General features: G+C 37.3%; 18 protein-coding genes. 8 read left to right on the forward strand and 10 right to left on the reverse strand.

What is annotated here, in order from left to right; genetic code table 11:
* Positions 1 to 20 precede the first annotated feature (20 nt).
* Positions 21 to 608, reverse strand: a complete 588-nt coding sequence (locus tag ACICP9_RS00380) for a superoxide dismutase (protein WP_395497936.1) — start codon at positions 606 to 608, stop codon at positions 21 to 23.
* A 227-nt stretch (positions 609 to 835) separates the two neighbouring features.
* On the opposite strand from ACICP9_RS00380, the gene grxD reads away from it, so the two are divergent.
* Positions 836 to 1,144 (forward strand): Grx4 family monothiol glutaredoxin, encoded by a 309-nt coding sequence (grxD, locus tag ACICP9_RS00385; protein ID WP_395498950.1) that lies wholly within the window; start codon positions 836 to 838, stop codon positions 1,142 to 1,144.
* 18 nt (positions 1,145 to 1,162) lie between these two features.
* Here the strand turns inward: grxD and ACICP9_RS00390 are convergent, their stop codons facing one another.
* Positions 1,163 to 1,330 (reverse strand): hypothetical protein, encoded by a 168-nt coding sequence (locus ACICP9_RS00390; RefSeq protein WP_395497938.1) that lies wholly within the window; start codon positions 1,328 to 1,330, stop codon positions 1,163 to 1,165.
* Positions 1,331 to 1,753: 423 nt separating this feature from the next.
* Here ACICP9_RS00390 and ACICP9_RS00395 point away from each other — a divergent pair, with 423 nt between their 5' ends.
* The 7 genes from ACICP9_RS00395 (at position 1,754) to panC (ending at position 10,614) form a co-directional block, all read left to right on the forward strand.
* Complete coding sequence (locus ACICP9_RS00395) at positions 1,754 to 3,181, forward strand: LbtU family siderophore porin (protein ID WP_395497940.1); 1,428 nt, start codon at positions 1,754 to 1,756, stop codon at positions 3,179 to 3,181.
* Positions 3,182 to 3,458: 277 nt separating this feature from the next.
* The gene (locus ACICP9_RS00400; protein ID WP_395497942.1) at positions 3,459 to 4,886 is read left to right on the forward strand and encodes an LbtU family siderophore porin; all 1,428 of its coding nucleotides are present in this window, start codon (positions 3,459 to 3,461) and stop codon (positions 4,884 to 4,886) included.
* A gap of 218 nt (positions 4,887 to 5,104) precedes the next feature.
* Positions 5,105 to 5,833, forward strand: a complete 729-nt coding sequence (locus ACICP9_RS00405) for a TerC family protein (protein WP_071661969.1) — start codon at positions 5,105 to 5,107, stop codon at positions 5,831 to 5,833.
* 138 nt (positions 5,834 to 5,971) lie between these two features.
* Positions 5,972 to 7,489, forward strand: a complete 1,518-nt coding sequence (locus tag ACICP9_RS00410; protein ID WP_395497944.1) for an LbtU family siderophore porin — start codon at positions 5,972 to 5,974, stop codon at positions 7,487 to 7,489.
* A gap of 179 nt (positions 7,490 to 7,668) precedes the next feature.
* Entirely contained in the window at positions 7,669 to 8,889 is a 1,221-nt protein-coding gene (gene coaBC / locus ACICP9_RS00415) for a bifunctional phosphopantothenoylcysteine decarboxylase/phosphopantothenate--cysteine ligase CoaBC (RefSeq protein ID WP_395497946.1), read from the forward strand.
* 191 nt (positions 8,890 to 9,080) lie between these two features.
* Positions 9,081 to 9,872 carry a 3-methyl-2-oxobutanoate hydroxymethyltransferase gene (gene panB / locus ACICP9_RS00420; RefSeq protein ID WP_395497948.1) on the forward strand — a complete coding sequence of 264 codons (792 nt, stop codon included), beginning with the start codon at positions 9,081 to 9,083 and terminating at the stop codon, positions 9,870 to 9,872.
* The gene (gene panC, locus ACICP9_RS00425; protein WP_395497950.1) at positions 9,850 to 10,614 is read left to right on the forward strand and encodes a pantoate--beta-alanine ligase; all 765 of its coding nucleotides are present in this window, start codon (positions 9,850 to 9,852) and stop codon (positions 10,612 to 10,614) included. Before panB ends, panC begins: the two co-directional genes overlap by 23 nt.
* A 16-nt stretch (positions 10,615 to 10,630) precedes the next feature.
* Here panC and ACICP9_RS00430 read toward each other — a convergent pair whose 3' ends face one another.
* The 8 genes from ACICP9_RS00430 to ACICP9_RS00465 form a co-directional block, all read right to left on the reverse strand.
* Positions 10,631 to 12,748: a RelA/SpoT family protein gene (locus tag ACICP9_RS00430; protein ID WP_395497952.1), complete on the reverse strand. Its 2,118-nt coding sequence runs from the start codon at positions 12,746 to 12,748 to the stop codon at positions 10,631 to 10,633.
* Positions 12,749 to 12,766: 18 nt separating this feature from the next.
* Positions 12,767 to 13,006, reverse strand: coding sequence for a DNA-directed RNA polymerase subunit omega (rpoZ, locus tag ACICP9_RS00435; protein WP_071661975.1), 240 nt, complete (start codon positions 13,004 to 13,006; stop codon positions 12,767 to 12,769).
* A 159-nt stretch (positions 13,007 to 13,165) separates the two neighbouring features.
* Positions 13,166 to 14,182, reverse strand: a complete 1,017-nt coding sequence (gene gap, locus ACICP9_RS00440; protein ID WP_395497954.1) for a type I glyceraldehyde-3-phosphate dehydrogenase — start codon at positions 14,180 to 14,182, stop codon at positions 13,166 to 13,168.
* A gap of 15 nt (positions 14,183 to 14,197) precedes the next feature.
* Positions 14,198 to 16,201: a transketolase gene (tkt, locus tag ACICP9_RS00445; protein WP_395497956.1), complete on the reverse strand. Its 2,004-nt coding sequence runs from the start codon at positions 16,199 to 16,201 to the stop codon at positions 14,198 to 14,200.
* A 57-nt stretch (positions 16,202 to 16,258) separates the two neighbouring features.
* On the reverse strand, positions 16,259 to 17,446 hold the full coding sequence (locus tag ACICP9_RS00450) for an amino acid permease (RefSeq protein WP_395497958.1): 1,188 nt from the start codon (positions 17,444 to 17,446) through the stop codon (positions 16,259 to 16,261).
* 7 nt (positions 17,447 to 17,453) lie between these two features.
* Positions 17,454 to 18,650, reverse strand: a complete 1,197-nt coding sequence (locus ACICP9_RS00455) for an amino acid permease (RefSeq protein WP_395497960.1) — start codon at positions 18,648 to 18,650, stop codon at positions 17,454 to 17,456.
* A gap of 8 nt (positions 18,651 to 18,658) precedes the next feature.
* On the reverse strand, positions 18,659 to 19,567 hold the full coding sequence (lpxL, locus tag ACICP9_RS00460; protein ID WP_395497962.1) for an LpxL/LpxP family Kdo(2)-lipid IV(A) lauroyl/palmitoleoyl acyltransferase: 909 nt from the start codon (positions 19,565 to 19,567) through the stop codon (positions 18,659 to 18,661).
* Positions 19,557 to 19,859: a (2Fe-2S) ferredoxin domain-containing protein gene (locus ACICP9_RS00465; protein WP_395497964.1), complete on the reverse strand. Its 303-nt coding sequence runs from the start codon at positions 19,857 to 19,859 to the stop codon at positions 19,557 to 19,559. Before ACICP9_RS00465 ends, lpxL begins: the two co-directional genes overlap by 11 nt.
* Positions 19,860 to 19,989 lie beyond the last annotated feature (130 nt).

Consider the following 19,989-nt stretch of genomic DNA (forward strand, 5'->3'; position numbering starts at 1 on the left):
TATTTTCTCTGTTGTCTTAATTATTTTTCGAAATTTTCAGCAATAAAACCCCAATTCACTACTTCCCAAAATTTCTCAAGATATTTTGGTCGTGCGTTGCGATAGTCGATATAATAAGCGTGCTCCCATACATCGCACGTAAATAAGCAGGATTTATGCTCACTCATCGGGGTTAAAGCATTAGCGGTGGTTTCTATCTTTAAACCTTGTGCATCATCTTTGATTAGCCAAGCCCATCCTGAGCCAAATTGAGCAATAGCGGCCTTAACAAAAGCCTCTTTAAATTTGTCGACCGATCCAAAGGATAGTTTAATAGCTTCTTCTAAAGGTCCTTTTAATTTGTTTTTAGATGCATCTGGTGTCATACAATGCCAATAAAAGGTATGATTCCAGACTTGAGCAGCATTATTAAAAATGGGACCCTGAGGCGCTTTTTTAATAATATGTTCCAAGGATAGATCTTCAAATTCTGTACCGAGAATTAATTCATTAAGTTTATCAACATAGGCTTTATGGTGTTTTCCATAATGATATTCTAAGGTTTCCTTCGAAATAATGGGCGCCAGGGCGTCTAAGGCGTAGGGTAAGGGGGGTAACTCGTGCTTCATGGGAGTATCCTATTTTTATCGATTTGCTAAAATTGCTAGCACCAGTTTAAAATCCAGCTAATAATAAGGCAAGCATTTAAATAGGGTGACTGTAAATTTTGTTTTGTGTAGTTTTTTGCATAGGAAATCTGAGCGTCTAGATTGAAAATAAAAACGACTTAACTGTAATAATAAAGGTAAAAAATTTACCAATTTTTAAGCGAGGAAAATAAATGTCTATTACTGAAATGAATACATTAGAAACAATCAAGCAACAAATTACAAAATATCCACTGATTCTCTATATGAAAGGGTCCCCAGAAAAGCCTTGTTGTGGTTTTTCTGCTCGAGTAGTACAAGTATTAAAAGCATGTCATGTAAAATTTGCACATGTCAATGTACTGGAAAAGAGTGATATACGCCGTGAACTCCCTCTCTATTCTAACTGGCCAACTTTTCCACAGCTTTATTACAAAGGGGAGTTAATAGGGGGATGCGATATCATTGAGCAACTTTACAAAACAGGTGAGCTACAAAAAAAATTATCAGAAACTTGATTTAAATTGATTTAGCATCTATTTTCCTTTAATTGGTAAGTGTTCTTTGTAGGCTAAGGTAGTATAGCGTATTCTATAATGAAACCATTGACATAAGTCATGGTGTTCGGTATAAAATGCAATAGCTATCGAGTCTTTACAAGGTAAGCTATTTTCAGCACTAATAACAAAGTCTTGTACCTTCATAAATCGCTGAAAATCTAAAAAAACAAATATAATATCTGTAAAACGGTTCTGGTAAACCGCTAAGCAAGTCTCCGTTTTAGAGTTTGCGAAACTGTAAATTGTAAATTTACAGCGGTGCCAAGACCAGGGTTGTTTAATTTTCGCCGATATCGCTTTTAAGCAGGAATGGAAATTAAACAGCCTTGGTAGGAAATAACAAGGGATAAATATAAGTAAATTGTTTTTTGAATTATTTTTATGAGCGTAGCATATTCCAACTTTTATCGGTGTGTTACGAGCGTAGAATTAAAGAAGTACTAGATTTTTGTAAAACTAATTTTTTGTTTGAGTCGGCAAACTAGTTTGCCGGTAATAGAGAGCAAAAAATTTAGCTTTCAAACAATCTAATGTTGAGTTAACAACCTATTAAGGAGATGGATGAGTATGAAACTCAAAGCGATAGTTGCTTCACTCGTAACACTAGGGCTTAGCGGTCCGGTATTGGCGATGCAGCCGTATATGATGGATACATCTTATCAAATGGATGTGATGCGTTATCAAGTTAATAAACTCGATATGATTCTCGACCGAAATCAACCCGGTGGGTTTGATCAGCCTTGTGGTTGGACTTGTCGGATCAATATCAGTGGTTGGATGAATACCGATGCTTACTTAGCGAGTAAGCCACCCGTTTTTTGGGCGCCTAATCCCGCATTTAATCCAACGCTTCCTATTGATCCAGCATCAACTCCACCTAATGTTTTAACTCTTCCAACAACAGGCCGTGCGAGTGATTTGGTGTTGAATAATGCGAATTTATTTGTCGATGCACGAGTGAATAACTGGGTAACGGCGAATATGTCGGTGGTTTATACTTCCATGTCAGGCCTTCCAGGTTCGACAGGGCCTTATAATATAGCTAATTCACTCTTTGTTTATCATCCCCTGAATCGAACGGCGATAGACACCGCATATGCGACTATCGGTAATTTCCAAGCGTCACCGATCTATTTTAGAGTGGGTAAAGAATATATCCCATTTGGTGCGTATGATCCGTATGGATTTGTAACGCAAGAAAATCCAACCCAATTATTTACTGAGATTACAGCAACTGCAGCCCAATTAGGATTTATTGCACCGAACGGTATATATGGTTCGTTATATACGTTTGCAGGTAATCCTAAGATCACAGATGGTGGCTCAACACGCCGTATTCAAAACGGTGGCGCCGATTTAGGATGGGGATTTAGTTGGTTTAATAGCAAATTCAATATAAACGCGGGTTATATTTCGAATATAGCGGATTCAAACTTCTTGTCTTCTTATTACCTCAATTCAATTGTTGAAGGGACGACAGTTCCAGGATTGCCTAATGAAAAAGTGCCTGCATGGAACTTCAATGCGGATGTTACGTTTGGGCCCTTTGATGCGAACGGTCACTATATTCAGACCACACGGAGTTTAGCGAACCCTATCTTTTTAAGTGGTAATTCTAGCCCGGGCTTTCCAGTATTAACTAATCCACCTGCGCAATTGGGTAAACCTGATGTTTGGGGCTTGGAAGCTGGATTAACCTTCCCTGTCATGGCGCATCAATCACGCGTAGCGATTGGATATCAACGGACGACACATTTAGCGACCTTCTTACCGCAACGTCGTATCTACGCGGACTATATGGTTAACTTTGCGAAATGGTTTGATCTAGGAATAGCAGTATTCCAAGACAGAGATTACAACATTGGCGAAGGGGCTATTACCAGTACTGCGGCAAATGGTGATGGATTACCAGCTATCGGCACCATAATACATCAAGGTGCAACGGGTAATAGGTCAACGACCGGTCAATTACGTGCCAGTATTAAATTTGCTTAAATTACGATTACGACATAATAAATTTAGATAACACATTAAGCCCGCATCAGCGGGCTTTTTTTATGATGACTCAATATAAATAAATTTATCTTGTTGAGATAGTTATAAAGTACTGCTAAGATAAACTCGGTTTTATCTTTTTTGTCTATTAATAGGTTTCATAGATAGAAAATAAATCTGGGAAAAATATTTTATTTAATAAATGCTTATTTTTCTTAAATTTGATAAAAAAACGATAGAGACAGAGTTAGCTAATTCTACAAGGAGATGGATGAGTATGAAACTCAAAGCGATAGTTGCTTCACTCGTAACACTAGGGCTTAGCGGTCCAGTATTGGCGATGCAGCCATATAGGATGGATACATCTTATCAAATGGATGTGATGCGTTATCAAGTTAATAAACTCGATATGATTCTCGACCGAAATCAACCCGGTGGGTTTGATCAGCCTTGTGGTTGGACTTGTCGGATCAATATCAGTGGTTGGATGAATACCGATGCTTACTTAGCGAGTAAGCCACCCGTTTTTTGGGCGCCTAATCCCGCATTTAATCCAACGCTTCCTATTGATCCAGCATCAACTCCACCTAATGTTTTAACTCTTCCAACAACAGGCCGTGCGAGTGATTTGGTGTTGAATAATGCGAATTTATTTGTCGATGCACGAGTGAATAACTGGGTAACGGCGAATATGTCGGTGGTTTATACTTCCATGTCAGGCCTTCCAGGTTCGACAGGGCCTTATAATATAGCTAATTCACTCTTTGTTTATCATCCCCTGAATCGAACGGCGATAGACACCGCATATGCGACTATCGGTAATTTCCAAGCGTCACCGATCTATTTTAGAGTGGGTAAAGAATATATCCCATTTGGTGCGTATGATCCGTATGGATTTGTAACGCAAGAAAATCCAACCCAATTATTTACTGAGATTACAGCAACTGCAGCCCAATTAGGATTTATTGCACCGAACGGTATATATGGTTCGTTATATACGTTTGCAGGTAATCCTAAGATCACAGATGGTGGCTCAACACGCCGTATTCAAAACGGTGGCGCCGATTTAGGATGGGGATTTAGTTGGTTTAATAGCAAATTCAATATAAACGCGGGTTATATTTCGAATATAGCGGATTCAAACTTCTTGTCTTCTTATTACCTCAATTCAATTGTTGAAGGGACGACAGTTCCAGGATTGCCTAATGAAAAAGTGCCTGCATGGAACTTCAATGCGGATGTTACGTTTGGGCCCTTTGATGCGAACGGTCACTATATTCAGACCACACGGAGTTTAGCGAACCCTATCTTTTTAAGTGGTAATTCTAGCCCGGGCTTTCCAGTATTAACTAATCCACCTGCGCAATTGGGTAAACCTGATGTTTGGGGCTTGGAAGCTGGATTAACCTTCCCTGTCATGGCGCATCAATCACGCGTAGCGATTGGATATCAACGGACGACACATTTAGCGACCTTCTTACCGCAACGTCGTATCTACGCGGACTATATGGTTAACTTTGCGAAATGGTTTGATCTAGGAATAGCAGTATTCCAAGACAGAGATTACAACATTGGCGAAGGGGCTATTACCAGTACTGCGGCAAATGGTGATGGATTACCAGCTATCGGCACCATAATACATCAAGGTGCAACGGGTAATAGGTCAACGACCGGTCAATTACGTGCCAGTATTAAATTTGCTTAAATTACGATTACGACATAATAAATTTAGATAACACATTAAGCCCGCATCAGCGGGCTTTTTTATAATGGTTTAACATAAATTTATCTTATTTTGTTAAGATAGCTAAAAAAATTGCTAATATATAAAAATTTTATATAGAGATTGAAATGAAAAGTTTGAATGGTGATTAGATTATTATCTAACTGAATATTTTTTTAAACAATTTTAGAAAAGTGGTTATGTTTGAATTATTTTTTTCTGCTGAAGCTTGGATTAGTTTACTTACCTTAACCGCATTAGAAATTATTTTGGGAATTGATAACTTAGTTTTCATTTCTATAGTAACCAATAGACTTCCTAAAACTCAGCAACATTCAGCACGCCAATTTGGTTTATTACTCGCTTGTTTGACGCGCTTGCTTTTACTGGCAACCTTAGCTTGGATAACTAAGTTCACACAACCTCTTTTTACCTTAGTGGGTCATGTTTTTTCAGGAAGAGATTTGATACTCATCGTAGGAGGATTATTTTTACTTGCAAAAGGGACCAGTGAACTTCATTTTAATGTAACTATTACCGCAGAAAATAAAAGTAGTCTGCATCGATACTCACGATTTTCAATGGTTATCATTCAGATTATGTTACTAGATATTATTTTTTCATTAGATAGTGTGATCACCGCAGTAGGAATGGCTCAGGAATTTATCATTATGGCCTTAGCTATTATTATTGCAATCGTACTGATGATTTGGGCCAGTGGACCCATCAGTCATTTTATTAGTACCTACCCGAACTTAAAGATTCTCGGTTTAAGTTTTTTATTGTTAATTGGCTTAGTCTTAGTAGCGGATGGCTTTGGTTTACATGTGCCTAGAGCCTATCTCTATTTTGCTATTGCTTTCTCAGTATTTGTAGAATGGTTAAATATTCTGGCTAGTCGATGGCGACAGAAAAAAAATTCGAATTAGAGACTTTTTTAAAAATCTAGGGGGTATATTCCCCCAGGTTAAAGCCTAGAGAGTCCATAAAGAAAAATATGCTTGCATTATCCACTCTTTTTTGATAAATAGGGGGCTAGCTTATTTCCAATAATAAGGTGTTCCCTCATGCTAATTAACAAGTATAAATTAACCGTGATAATGGCTGGTTTTTGTTGGTTAAGCTTACTCGGCAATGTTGCTTTAGCGGATGAGATTTCACCATCAAATGATGGTGAAATCAGAAGACTGGCACAAAAAACTCAAATTTTAGAGTCCGAATTGCAACGCGTGCAAAATCAAGTGGCTACTTTACGTAGGCAATCAAACCCAGATCATCTTTCTCCTACAGAAATTGCTAATCATCAAAGTTTAGTTACTTCTCTGCACCCTTTTTTTATTATTGGCACGCCTGTCGTTAGCTCACCGTATATTGGGATAAACTCCGAATTTAATGCTTCTGACTTAATCGTTAATCAGCCTTATGTGAATGAGGATCTCTATTTACTACAGCAGCGAAAACGGATTTACAATTATTTAATAGAAAATGGGCATTCTTTTCCAGCGACACCGGTTGTTAATCTGAGTGGAAAAGTAGAGTCCCAGATCTACCATACTAGCCATTTCGGTACTTTTCAAAATAACTCAGCAACAGATATTAATTTGACGGGTATTGAGTTAGATACTGAAATTTTAGTGAATCAGTGGGTAACAGGTCTTATCGCGTTTGTTTATGATAATACTCCTCCTGATATGTCGCCAAGACGCATTGATAATTCGCATGTTTTTTTAGAGCGGGGGTTTTTAACCATAGGAAATTTAGCTAAGTTTCCTCTGTATGCGACCATGGGTCAATTTTACGTGCCATTTGGTCAGTACTCATCTTCAATGATTAGCGATCCATTTACTAAAATCTTAGGCAGGACCAAAGCGAGGGCCTTGGAGTTAGCTTTTTCAAAACAATTTAATGATGAAAATAATTTAAATTTATCGACTTTTGCTTTTAGAGGACCAAGCCGAACCAGTATAGACAATAATGGTCTACGGAATTATGGAGCTAATGCGGAGTATATTTTTACTAAACCTAAATGGAATATTGATATAGCAGGAAGCTATATTCGTAGTATCGCGGATTCCATTGGAATGCAGCATAATAATAACGATGGAACTAATAATTTTGAAGGATTTGCTACTAACAATAATACTGAAATTCTTAATCCTGTGTCGGGTTTAGATGCTCGCGGAACGTTGAGCATCGAAGCATTTAGTGTTACGGGTGAATATGTTACGGCTAGCCGTTCATTTTCACAAACAGTATTATCATTTAACGGGCAGGGTGCTAAGCCTTCAGCTTTTCATGTAGAGGCAGACTATAAATTTAATGTGTTAGAAAAACCTAGTGCAGTTATTATTGGATATGACCAATCCAAAGATGCCTTGGGTTTACTCATTCCTAAGAAGCGCTATATAGCAACCGTTAGTGCATCTATTTGGAAATATACCATCGAAAGTTTAGAGTTTCGCCACGATATTGACTATAGTGCAACAGATGTTGCTCAAGGCCAATCGGGTTTAGGGTTTAATCCTATTAATGGAACAGGAAAAAGTGGTAATACAATTACTTTACAAGTTGGCTTATATTTCTAAAAATATACTCTTTGCACTTTATTTTTTATTGTTGCTGCTCAACTCGTAATCCTCATGTGTAGGTACAGTCCGGTTACTTCGCGCCGCCTTGCCAAAAAATCCAATTGCTGTGAGTATAAATTTAAGAAAATTTATATAGAGGACCATACTTTGATGCCCCTTTTTGTTATTCTAAGCCGATGAACAAGCGTATTTTGTTGGGTATTACAGGTAGTATTGCTGCTTATAAAACACCTGAACTCATTAGAAAATTCAAAGAACAACATTATGACATTAGAGTTGTTTTAACTTCCTGTGGCAAAGCTTTTGTAACTCCTTTGACATTACAAGCAGTTTCACAGCATAAAATATATGATGAACTTATAGATGTTGAAGTTGAAGCGGCAATGAGTCATATTGAGCTTGCACGATGGCCTGATTGCATTTTGATAGCCCCCGCTACAGCCCATCTGATTGCTAAATTAGCGCATGGTTTTGCGGATGATTTATTGAGTACTTTATGTTTAGCTGCCAACGCACGTTTAATTATTGTGCCGGCCATGAATCAAGCGATGTGGTCAAATCAGGCAACCCAAGATAATATAAATAAACTCAAAGAAAGAGATTGCTTGTTTTTAGGGCCTGGGGAAGGAAGTCAAGCTTGTGGTGAGTTTGGTCTTGGTCGCATGCTAGAGCCGCTAGAGATAGTTGAGGCACTATCAAAAGTATTTATTAAACCTTATTTACAAGAGCAGAGAATTTTAATTACCGCAGGTCCCACTCAGGAAGGTATTGATCCCGTGCGCTACTTATCAAATCGTAGTTCGGGTAAAATGGGATTTGCTTTAGCGCAGGCGGCTATTGAGGCAGGTGCTGAAGTGACACTCATTAGTGGACCTGTCGCTTTAATTCCCCCCAAAAAATTGAAGTTTATATCGGTGAAGACAGCTACTGAAATGCTAGTAGCTGTTCAGAAGGAAATTAGTCATCAGACAATTTTTATAAGTACTGCTGCGGTGGCAGATTATCAAATAGTAAATCCAGCATTACAAAAAATTAAAAAATCCAATGCGTTGCTCACTTTGCAATTAAAACCCACAATTGATATTTTAGCCTCCGTTAGTCAAATGAATTTACAACCTAAACCTTTACTGGTTGGATTTGCTGCTGAAACTGAATATATCTTAAAATTTGCCGAAGAGAAGCGAAGAAATAAAAACATAGACTTAATGGTAGTTAACGATGTAAGTCAATCGGATATTGGTTTTGATAGTGATAAAAATGAAGTAACGGTATTGTCTTCAGATGTGCCTATACATCTTGTATGTGCAACTAAGCAATCAATAGCCCAACAATTATTACATATTGTGGCGAATCGTATACTTAGCATGGCAAAAAAAAATGATAAAACGCCTCTTTAGAGCGAATGAAGTAGGAATAAATAGTCAGATCGCTTGATAATGGGACATTTGCTCTTTAAACTAAGCATGCTCCTAGCCTTTGTGGCAGAGACAAAAATTTAAGTGCGAAGAAAGTATACCGATGAGGACTTGATCATGCGACAGGTACCTAGTGTTCTTTGCTATTACCATTCTTTACGGGTAAATAGCGTATGAACGTTTTAAAGTTTTCTGAAAAAAAAATAACTAAAGAAAAAATCGTAATCTTAACATGTTATGATTACAGTACCGCAAAAATTCTTAATGAATCTTCTTTAGATGCCTTATTGATTGGCGATAGTCTTGCCATGACTATGCATGGCTTTAAAGATACGGTTATGGCTACATTGCTTATGATGGAGCTTCATACTGCGGCGGTGTCTCGAGGCGCCCCTTCTAAATTTATTATTAGTGATCTCCCTTTTTTAAGTTATCGTCAATCTGTTAGTCGCAGTGTTATTGCTGCGCAAAAGCTTATGCAAGCAGGTGCACAGGCTATTAAGTTAGAAGGTGCCGCAGGCAATCTTTCCTTGATAGCCTATTTAGTTGAGTCAGGTATTCCAGTTATGGGTCATATAGGTTTAACTCCGCAATTCATCCATAGCTTAGGTGGATATAAAGTCCAGGGGAAAACTCCTGCTCAAGCAGAGCGACTTAAACAAGACGCCTTAGCTCTAGAGCAAGCAGGTTGTTTTGCTATAGTCCTAGAATGTGTTCCATCACTGCTTGCAAAAGAAATAACGGCTTCTTTAAAAATTGCAACAATTGGTATAGGAGCGGGTGTTGATACCGACGGACAGGTTTTAGTCATACAGGATTTATTAGGGCTCAATCTAGATTTTAAACCAAAATTTGTTAATCACTTTCTTGATGGTAGTCAATTATTTTTAAAAGCCGTTAATCAATATAGTCATTCTGTTAAATATAAAGAATTTCCTCGCTATGAACATAGTTACCCAACTTGATGATTGGCAAGTCATCAGAAAAAAAAATAATAATAAAAACATAGGTTTTGTGCATACGATGGGTCATTTGCATGCGGGACATTTAAGTCTTTGTGCTCGTTCGCAAGCAGAGAATGATTTGACTGTGCTAGCCATTTTTGTAAATGCGACACAATTCAATCAGATAGAGGATTTTGATCATTATCCTCGCACGCTTGAAGAGGATAAAGCTTTGTTACGGAAACAAAAAGTTGATTATTTATTATTGTTAGATGCTGCCATTATTTATGGTGATAATTATCAAATTCAGATTCACGATATAAGTGATTTGAGTAAAGAATTAGAAGCAAAGTTTCGCCCAGGACATTTTACGGGGATGTTGACCGTAGTATTAAAGTACTTGAATATTGTAAAGCCTACACGCTCCTATTATGGCGAAAAAGACTTCCAACAATTATTACTTATCAAAAAAATGGCGCAAGCACTTTTTTTAGAAACAGAAATCATTGGTTGCCCAACGATTCGTGCCGCAGATGGTTTGGCTTTAAGCTCTAGGAATACTCGTTTGAACTTAGAACAACGCGCTAAGGCTGGTCATTTCCCTACTATTTTACAGAGAGCCTCAAGCTCTGAAGAAGCTATGCAGCAATTAAAAACTTTAGGGTTTAGGGTTGATTACGTTACGGATCATTGGGGAAAACGTTTAGCCGCTGTTTACGTGGGAGAGGTAAGATTAATCGATGCTTTGCCTATTTCTGCGTAAATAGATTCATCAGATTTTATAAAGAAAGATGACGTGTAATTTTTATTGTATATTGAATCGTACGCAAAAAACGAATGACTTTTGCTAAGTGCTTGCGATTTAGAACGGATAAAGTAAAGTGAATAATACTATGTTTTCTATCACGACTTTCAACTTTAATATTTTCAATATTTGCATCTGCTTTAGCAATATTATGTGTTAATAATGCTAACACACCATGTTGATCGATAGTTTCAATATAAATATCTGTTTTAAAAAAACCATTGGTTTGTTTTTCCCATTGTATCGAAATGGCCCGTTCAGGATTTTTTTTAATAAGTCGTGCGGCGTACTTACAACGTTGTAAATGCACAGTAAGACCATGTCCAGCATTGAGTAACCCTATAATTTCATCGCCCGGAATAGGTCGGCAACATTCGGCAAATTTGATTAAGCTATTATCTGCATTTTTAAGAAACAAGGGTAAGGAGTTAATTTGATTTTTAAAACTAGATTTTAAACTACATAAGGAATAAGCGACTAAAGCAGGATGTATATAACCGAGCCCAATGGCTTCGAGTAGATCTTCTAATGATTGGGATTGAAATTTTTGCAATGCCTTATTTAGATTTTTAGGGTTGATATGTGTACTGTCTTGCCCTAAAGGCGTTAAATGGTTATCCAGCAGGCGTTGGCCTAATTGAACCGCTTCATTATGCTGCTTATTTTTGAAAAATTGTCTAATATGGCTGCGCGCACGTCCAGTTGCTACAAACTCTAACCAGCGTGAATCAGGAAAAGTTTTCGAATCAGTAATGATTTCTACCGTTTGACCACTTTGCAAGTGCGTACTGAGCGGAACTAAATGTTTATCTATTCTGGCTGCAATGCAGTGGTTACCGATATCAGAATGAATGGCGTAAGCAAAATCGATAAGAGTGGCTTTATAGGGAAGCTCAATGATGTCGCCTTTAGGTGTAAAAATATAAATATCTGTGGGGAAAAGATCAATCTTCACTGTCTCCATAAATTCGAGTGAACTAGGAGTTGTTTGTTGGATATCCAGTAAGCGTTTAAGCCATTCTCGAGCTCTTAAATGTGGGCGTAACTCGTTAACCTTCGTTTTTTCTTCTAACCAGTAACTGACAATACCATGATCAGCACCATTATCCATGGTAGTTGTACGGATTTGTATGTGGATTGAAGTGGCTTCAGGGGCGAATAAAGTCGTATGTAATGCTTGGTAACCATTCGCTTTGGGTAGAGCGATATAGTCATGGAAATGATCAGGTAGGGGCTTATAAAGATTATGTACAGCACCTAGTACGCGATAACAACTATCTATATTATCTACAATAATACAAAAAATGGGGATATCAATGATTTCATTGAAAGATAAGTGATTCTCGCACATTTTTTTGTAAATTTGGTAGAGGTGCTTTTTTTTATGCCAAATGGCATGGAAAGGTAAATGATGTTTATCCAAGCACTCTTTTAAAGCAGATTCTATTTTATGGATACTGGCTTTATGTTTGCGTCGATTTTTTTGTACAGTTTCTTGTAATATACGATATCGCCAGGGATAAAGGTTTAAAAAACAGAGATCTTCTAACTCTATGCGCAGCAGATGCATACCTAATCGCTGCGCAATAGGTGCATATATATCCAAGGTTTCTTTAGCAATACGGTGCCGTTTCTCTACAGAAACGGCAGATAAGGTGCGCATGTTATGTAAACGATCGGCTAGTTTTATGATGATGATGCGGATATCTTTTGCCATAGCCAGCAGCATTTTGCGAAAATTTTCTGCTTGAGCTTCAGCGCGGCTTTGAAATTGAATTTGTGTCAGTTTACTCATCCCATCGACAAGTTCTGCTATTTCACTGCCAAATGTCGCAGTTAACACCGTTTTTTCAATGGGAGTGTCTTCAATAACATCATGTAAAATGGCGACGATTAGCGTTTGAACATCCATGCGCATTTGAGCAAGAATTTTAGCGACGGCTATAGGATGGCTAATATAAGGATCCCCACTATGGCGTTTTTGACCAGAATGGGCCCTAGCAGCAAATTGATAGGCGTTATAAACCTGCTTTATTTGCTCAGGAGATAAATAGATTTGTAGTTCTTGTTTGAGGTCACTAAACATGTGCATGCAAGCGCCTCCGATTTTTTACAAGCCCGTAGATTGTGACCCACTTATGCCGCTTTCTTGCACTGATTTTTCTTCAGCTTCATTGAGTCTGCCACCCGCGATTTCTCTTAAGGCGATTACGGTAGGTTTATCGTTTTCGGGATCAACCATGGCCATGCCACCTTTAGCAATTTGCCGGGCTCGTTTTGAGGCTATAATAACTAACTCGAAATGATTTTTAACCTTCTTTAAACAATCTTCAACTGTAACTCGTGCCATATGAATTCTCTGTTTATTGAGCGAAATTGAACCTAATACTATAACATTATTTAACTATATCTATACTATATTTCTGGTGAAAATATAGCTTTTACGCTATTTTTTGGGCTTAAGTCTAAGCGATGCTAACTAAATAGTCGCTTTTTAAGAGAATTGACTTTAGTTAGCTGCATTCATCAATGCGACAGTAACATCCAGCATTCTATTGGAAAACCCCCATTCATTGTCATACCACGCAAGTACCTTAACAAAGTCTCCTATAACGCGTGTTTGCAGCGCATCAACTGTAGAAGAAGCTGGACTGTGATTATAATCGATGGAAACTAAAGGCTCTTCACTATAATTAAGCAGACCTTTCAGTGCACTAGTTTTAGAGGCCTTTTTTAAGATTTCATTCACTTCTTGAGCGGTTGTTTCGCGTTTAGACTGAAAACTTAAATCAACTAAAGAAACGTTTATTGTAGGAACGCGTATTGCTAAACCATCGAGTTTTCCATCTAATTCAGGATACACCAAACCGAGTGCTGAAGCGGCGCCTGTTTTTGTAGGAATCAACGAATGAGTGGCTGAACGTGAACGATACATATCAGAGTGATAAGTGTCGATAAGTACTTGATCATTCGTATAAGCATGAATTGTGGTCATTAAACCATGAATTATACCTAGATTTTCATGTAAAACTTTGGCTAAGGGAGCTAGGCAATTGGTAGTACAGGAAGCATTAGAAATAATGGAATAGCTACTTTTTAAGGTAAGGTGATTAACACCATAAACAATAGTTGCATCCACTCCTTTACCAGCGGGAGCGGAGATAATGACTTTTTTTGCACCTGCATTAATATGTTTTCTCGCTTTTTCTGGGGAAGTGAACAGGCCTGTACATTCGTGAACGACATCAATATCTAGTTTTTTCCAAGGTAAATTTTCTGGATCACGTTCCGAGAGGATCTTTATCCGCTGATCATTGATAACTAAATAATCTTTATCAACGGTTATGGTCCCTGAAAATTTTCCGTGAGTGGTATCATAACGTGTCAGATGAGCATTAATATCGATATTTCCTAAGTCATTTATAGCAACAATCGCTATATCATGCTGCTTAGGATTTTCAAAAAAAGCTCTTAAAATATTACGGCCAATGCGACCATAGCCATTGATAGCGATACGTGTTGTCATAGTAATTCTCCTAGCTTAATCGGCTAATAGTGGGTTTAGTATTTTAATAATGTTTTCTACAGTAAATCCAAAATTTTTAAAAACATCTGATCCGGGTGCAGATTCGCCAAATTGACTAACTCCGATTACTTTTCCCTTACTACCTACATATCGATACCAAAAATCTTTATTTCCCGCTTCTATAGCAATGCGCAATGTAATCGAGTTAGGCAAAATTTTGGCTTTATAGGAAAAATCTTGTTGTTCAAAGCGATCAGCGGAAGGCATAGAGACGACACGGATTTCCCTACCCTGTTGATTTAAAGACTGTGCAGCACTGATGGCTAAATTAACCTCAGAGCCTGTTGCTATGATGATGGCTTCAGGTGTTGTGGAGGGGCTATCGAGAAGAATATAAGCTCCTCGATGGATAGATTGTAAAGTTTCTTGGCTGTGTGTTTGTGGAGGGATAGCTTGTCGGGTGAGTAATAAACAAGTAGGCCCTAAATGTTGTATCGCTTGTTGCCAGGCAACGGCGGTTTCTAATGCATCGCAAGGTCGCCAAACAGAAAGGTTGGGAATAAGTCGTAAGCTATTAATGTGTTCTATAGGTTGATGAGTCGGACCGTCTTCTCCTAGTCCAATAGAATCGTGTGTATAAATAAAAATAACATGCTGCTTCATTAGTGCAGATAAGCGGACAGCATTACGTGCATAATCGCTAAAGACCAAAAAAGTTCCTCCATAAGGGATGAATCCTCCATGTAATGCTATGCCATTCATCATGGCGGACATACCAAATTCACGTACGCCATAATGTAGATAATTACCGGCTGGATTTTCTTTCGTTAAAACTTGAGATCCTTTCCAAAAAGTTGAATTAGATTCAGTCAGATCGGCCGATCCACCTAACAACTCCGGTAAAAGAGGTGCAAAGGCATTTAATGTATTTTGTGAAGCCTTACGCGTGGCTATTTTTTCTGGAAGATTTTGATAAATTTTTTCTAGAATTTTTTTAGTTTTTCCTTCCCAATTTAAAGGGAGTTTTTTATTAATTCTGCGTTCATACTCTTTGGCGAGTTCAGAAAATTCTGATTGATACGCACTCCATTTTTCTTCCCAAGCTTTTTCTAAAGCATTTCCTTTAGAACGAGCATCCCAAGCTTGATAAATATCCTCTGGTATTTCGAAAGGCGGATAGTCCCAATGTAGTGCAAGTCGGGTGGCAGCTATTTCTTTTTCACCTAATGCTGCACCATGCGCTTGGTGGCTGCCCATTAAATTAGGAGCACCGCATGCAATTTTGGTTTTACAACAAAGTAAGCTGGGTTTATCGGTAATAGCACGAGCTTTTTCAATAGATAATTTAATTTGTTGTGGATCGTGACCATCAATATCAGGAATAACATGCCAATGATACGCTTTAAAACGTTCAGGCGTATTGTCTTTAAACCAGTCTGAAACATCACCATCAATAGAAATGTTATTGTCATCCCAAAAGGCAATTAATTTACCTAAACCTAAACATCCTGCCAAAGAAGCAACTTCGTGAGAAATACCTTCCATTAAACAACCATCACCTAAGAATACATACGTAAAATGATCGATAACGGAGTGAGAAGGACGATTAAAACGAGCGGCTAAATTTTTTTCCGCTAAGGCCATACCGACAGCATTTGCGAATCCTTGACCGAGAGGACCCGTTGTAGTTTCTATGCCGGGAGTTAAACCGACTTCAGGATGTCCTGGTGTTTTAGAATGTAATTGGCGAAATCTTTTAATTTCAGCTAATGGAAGATCATAGCCGGTTAAATGAAGTAATGCATAATGCAACATCGATCCATGGCCATTAGATAAAATAAAACGATCTCGATTACTCCAGTTTGGGTTGTCGGGATTATGAACTAAAAATTCTCTCCATAGGACAGTTGCAATATCTGCCATTCCCATAGGCATGCCAGGATGGCCTGAATTGGCTTTTTCTACGGCATCCATGCTTAAAAATCGAATGGCATCCGCATATTTTTTTTGGTAAGACATCAAAGGTTTTCCTATTTACCCATAATCAGGAATATTTAAAAATTCGATTCAAATAAATTAAAAAACATCACTCACGATTGCATGCGCAATAATAATAGAGGAGGACAGGATCAGCAAACTTAATAAACTTTTTCCGCCCGTTACTCGATATCGTCCATCGATTTGTTGACAATATCGTCCAGACCAAGCCATCAATGCCGGAAGCAAAGCTAATAAGACGGCACACCATATGCCAGCATAATTTAATGCCAACATAAATGAAGCAGGGTAAAATAAAACAATCATTAAAGGAGGTAAAAAAGTAAGTAGATAGACAATAAATTTATTTTTTTCAGTATGGGTTAAGCTTAAACCATCCATTAAAAAATCAGATAAACTAATACCTACACCTAAAAAAGAAGTTGCTAAACAAATGGATGTGAAAATCCAAGCAAATAAAGTAATGCTTTTTTTGTTTAATAAATGACTCAATGTATTGGTTAAATAACTAGTGGATTGGCTAGATTGTGCAATAGTAAAAAGCTTATTGATAGGGATAACTCCCATAATGGCTGCATTCCAAAAAATATAACAGATAAGCGGAATTAAACTACCTAGAATAATGACGCGACGTAATTGTTTAACGTTACTATGGAAATAACTGCGTAAACTTGGGATAATCGCGGCAAAGCCAAATGATGTAATGAGGATAGTAAGGCTATTGGGTAAATAATGTATATTTCCCTGTCCTAGCTGCTTGGCGGATATAAAAGGAAATAGAAATAATATTAGGAGAAAAAAGATAAGTAATTTTCCTCCCATTAGAATGCGATTCATTAAATCAACTGAACGCATGCCTTTATAAACAATAGGGCCTAAGATAAGTACAAATAAGATGGCTGTAGCGAATACAGAAAACTGAATATCAATTTTTTGTAAGATGCCTTGTAAAAAATCTGAACCTCCAGCGATATAAGCGGCTAGTAAAGTATAGAGTAATAATAAATAACATAACCAGGCTATGACCTCGCCTGGAGCTCCTAAAGTAGCTCGTGCCATGGAAATTAAATGGCTATTAGGGGGGAACCAAAGGTTTACTTCTAAAATAAGCAAACCACCGGCTAGCATGATACCCCAACAAGCAATCAAAAAAAGCGATGAATTTAAAAAGCCAGCTTGGGCGGTGGCAAGAGGAACAGCTAACATTCCACCGCCTATTGCATTACCAGTAATTAATAAAATACCACCCAATTGTTTAATATTCATAGGATACTTAGTTAATGAGGCTTAAAATAATAATAAATAAGGCAATTATTATTAAACTAATTAATAAAGGCTTTCCTCCAGTAACTTGATAGCCTGAAGCACATTTTTTGATATATCGTCCACTCCAGACCATCATAGCAGGAAGCAGAATTAATAGAATGGCACAAAGTACCCCTGCATAAGATAAAGCCATGATGAAAGCATGAGGATAACGGTTGGCAATGAGTAAGGGAGGAAAAAAAGTGACGGCATAAAGAAGTAACTTTTTTAAACCTTTTTTTTCAATTTGCAATCCATCACTGAAAAAATCAAATAAGCTTAAAGCGACACCTAAAAAAGAGGTAGCAAAACATATTGATGTAAATATTTTTGCTAAAAAATTAATTAATTTGTTATCAAGTAAATGACTTAAGGCAGCCATTAAATTGCTAGTGGAATGGCCTGAATGATACATGAATATTAAACCTGAGTCCCCATGTGCGGGGATGGAGCCCATAATGGTTAATTCCCATAAAATGTAACAGAGTAAGGGAATTAAGCTACCAATGAGAATAGCTTTGCGTAACATAAACAAATCATTAGTAAAATAGCTACGTAAACTGGGGACTATTATCGCAAAACCAAATGAGGTCATAATGACCGTTGTGCTGCCTAAAATAATGCTAAGCTGATAAGTATTTTCCAAGCTTAATAAGTAATGAATAGAAATAAATGGAAAAATACAAATCACTAACAAAATAAAGGTTAATAACTTACTAAACATTAAACTCCTATTAACATAATCCACTGAGCCTAATCCTTTGTAAACGATGAGGCTTAATAATCCTGCAAATAAAAGAGCGGAAAGTTTTGCTGGTAGGTTGATATGAAACGTTAATAAAAGATGTTGTAAGAAATCACTACCACCGGCAATATAAGCGGCTAATAAAGCATAGAGCAATAAAAGATAGCTAAACCATGCGACGATCTGGCCAAATCTACCTAAAGTTGTTTTAGCCATACTAATTAAATTGCTATTTACACTATGCCAAAGATTAACTTCTAAAATAAGCAATGCAGCAGCGGTCATTATTGCCCAGCACGTCACTAAAAAAAATAGGGCATTGATAAAACCTAATTGTGCAGTAGCAATAGGTAGAGCTAACATGCCTCCACCGATACTAGTGCCTACGATAAGTAATATTCCGCCGATAAGTTTATGCATGTTTATTTTTAATAGAGATAAGGTTCACCTTGCGGCCTTGTTTTAAACCGCCGATGTATCCAGAGATACTGTTCTGGATGAGCACGGACAGCTTGTTCTAGCAATTGATTAAAACACAGCATATCTTGGTAATCATTGCCTTGGGCAAAATTTTCTAAAATGGGTCCGATATTAATTTGATAGCCTTCACCTTTTGGAAGACGATGATAAAATAAAGTGACAACAGTTGCGCCAGTTCGACTTGCATAGCGACTAGGGGTTGAGATGGTTGCAGTAGAAATGTTGAAAAATGGCGAAAAAATGCTGTGTGTAGGACCATAATCTTGATCAGCCGCATACCAAATTGCTTTGTTTTGTTTCAAAGTTTTAATAATTTGGCGAATTGCATGACGATGTATAGGCTGCATCCATTTAAATTGACGATGTTGTTTTAGTAATCTATCGATGACTTGATTTTTTTGTTCGCGATAAACCACATACATTGGAAAAATACTAGAAAACAGGCGGCCACAAATATCCAGCGATGTAAAATGACCACTTAAAATAAGCACCCCTTTTTTTCTGGATATAGCTTCTTGCAGATGTTCTAAGCCATCTACATGAATGAGCGAATCAATTTTGTGATCAGGCATCCACCAAGCCATAGCCGATTCGATGAGCCCCATTCCTAAAGATTGAAATTGTTTTTTAAGTAAGTTTGTTCGTTCTTTGTTAGATAACTCAGGAAAGCAAAGTTTCAGATTAATTTCTCCGATATGCCGAAATCTTTTCAATAAATAATAGGAGATACGCCCTAAATTTTTACCAAATTGTAGTTGTAATCGGTAAGATAGTTTTGTGATGAGATATAAAATTCCTAAACTTAACCACGTAGGCCAATAGCGAGGGTGTAACAGATCTAAAAATTTATTTTTCATTAGATAATAATAATCGATTTATTATTTGTTTTTTTATTAAATGTTGTTGAATAATTTCGTTAATATCATGTTGTGTTTCGTAGTGATACCAGGTGCTTTCAGGATAAATCACCAATACAGGGCCCAAACTACAACGACCTAGGCATCTTTTTTGCGGTTGATTTTTTATCAGTAGTTTTAGGTTTGCTTTTAAATAGTCTAATAAGGGTTTAGCCCCACGTTTCGCACAACAATCCTTATTATTTTCTCGTAGATTAGTGCATAAAAAGATATGATGTTGATAATAGGACATAAATTTTTTTGTAGCAAAAATAAGAAAGTTTTTACTCTACCAGAAAAAAATAAGTATCTCTATTAAGCAGCTGATTTACAGACATTAAAGATAAGGGGCTCAAGCTTAAAAAGCGGGAGTGAAATCATAA

The organism is Rickettsiella endosymbiont of Litargus connexus, from assembly GCF_964277335.1.
In the GTDB taxonomy this organism is placed as follows: domain Bacteria; phylum Pseudomonadota; class Gammaproteobacteria; order Diplorickettsiales; family Diplorickettsiaceae; genus Aquirickettsiella; species Aquirickettsiella isopodorum.

What these genes read in the sequence shown, in the direction of transcription:
- ACICP9_RS00380 (WP_395497936.1), bottom strand. Translation starts at nt 608, where the DNA reads ATGAAGCACGAGTTACCCCCCTTACCCTACGCCTTAGACGCCCTGGCG.
- grxD (WP_395498950.1), top strand. Translation starts at nt 836, where the DNA reads ATGAATACATTAGAAACAATCAAGCAACAAATTACAAAATATCCACTG.
- ACICP9_RS00390 (WP_395497938.1), bottom strand. Translation starts at nt 1,330, where the DNA reads ATGAAGGTACAAGACTTTGTTATTAGTGCTGAAAATAGCTTACCTTGT.
- ACICP9_RS00395 (WP_395497940.1), top strand. Translation starts at nt 1,754, where the DNA reads ATGAAACTCAAAGCGATAGTTGCTTCACTCGTAACACTAGGGCTTAGC.
- ACICP9_RS00400 (WP_395497942.1), top strand. Translation starts at nt 3,459, where the DNA reads ATGAAACTCAAAGCGATAGTTGCTTCACTCGTAACACTAGGGCTTAGC.
- ACICP9_RS00405 (WP_071661969.1), top strand. Translation starts at nt 5,105, where the DNA reads ATGTTTGAATTATTTTTTTCTGCTGAAGCTTGGATTAGTTTACTTACC.
- ACICP9_RS00410 (WP_395497944.1), top strand. Translation starts at nt 5,972, where the DNA reads ATGCTAATTAACAAGTATAAATTAACCGTGATAATGGCTGGTTTTTGT.
- coaBC (WP_395497946.1), top strand. Translation starts at nt 7,669, where the DNA reads ATGAACAAGCGTATTTTGTTGGGTATTACAGGTAGTATTGCTGCTTAT.
- panB (WP_395497948.1), top strand. Translation starts at nt 9,081, where the DNA reads ATGAACGTTTTAAAGTTTTCTGAAAAAAAAATAACTAAAGAAAAAATC.
- panC (WP_395497950.1), top strand. Translation starts at nt 9,850, where the DNA reads ATGAACATAGTTACCCAACTTGATGATTGGCAAGTCATCAGAAAAAAA.
- ACICP9_RS00430 (WP_395497952.1), bottom strand. Translation starts at nt 12,748, where the DNA reads ATGCACATGTTTAGTGACCTCAAACAAGAACTACAAATCTATTTATCT.
- rpoZ (WP_071661975.1), bottom strand. Translation starts at nt 13,006, where the DNA reads ATGGCACGAGTTACAGTTGAAGATTGTTTAAAGAAGGTTAAAAATCAT.
- gap (WP_395497954.1), bottom strand. Translation starts at nt 14,182, where the DNA reads ATGACAACACGTATCGCTATCAATGGCTATGGTCGCATTGGCCGTAAT.
- tkt (WP_395497956.1), bottom strand. Translation starts at nt 16,201, where the DNA reads ATGTCTTACCAAAAAAAATATGCGGATGCCATTCGATTTTTAAGCATG.
- ACICP9_RS00450 (WP_395497958.1), bottom strand. Translation starts at nt 17,446, where the DNA reads ATGAATATTAAACAATTGGGTGGTATTTTATTAATTACTGGTAATGCA.
- ACICP9_RS00455 (WP_395497960.1), bottom strand. Translation starts at nt 18,650, where the DNA reads ATGCATAAACTTATCGGCGGAATATTACTTATCGTAGGCACTAGTATC.
- lpxL (WP_395497962.1), bottom strand. Translation starts at nt 19,567, where the DNA reads ATGAAAAATAAATTTTTAGATCTGTTACACCCTCGCTATTGGCCTACG.
- ACICP9_RS00465 (WP_395497964.1), bottom strand. Translation starts at nt 19,859, where the DNA reads ATGTCCTATTATCAACATCATATCTTTTTATGCACTAATCTACGAGAA.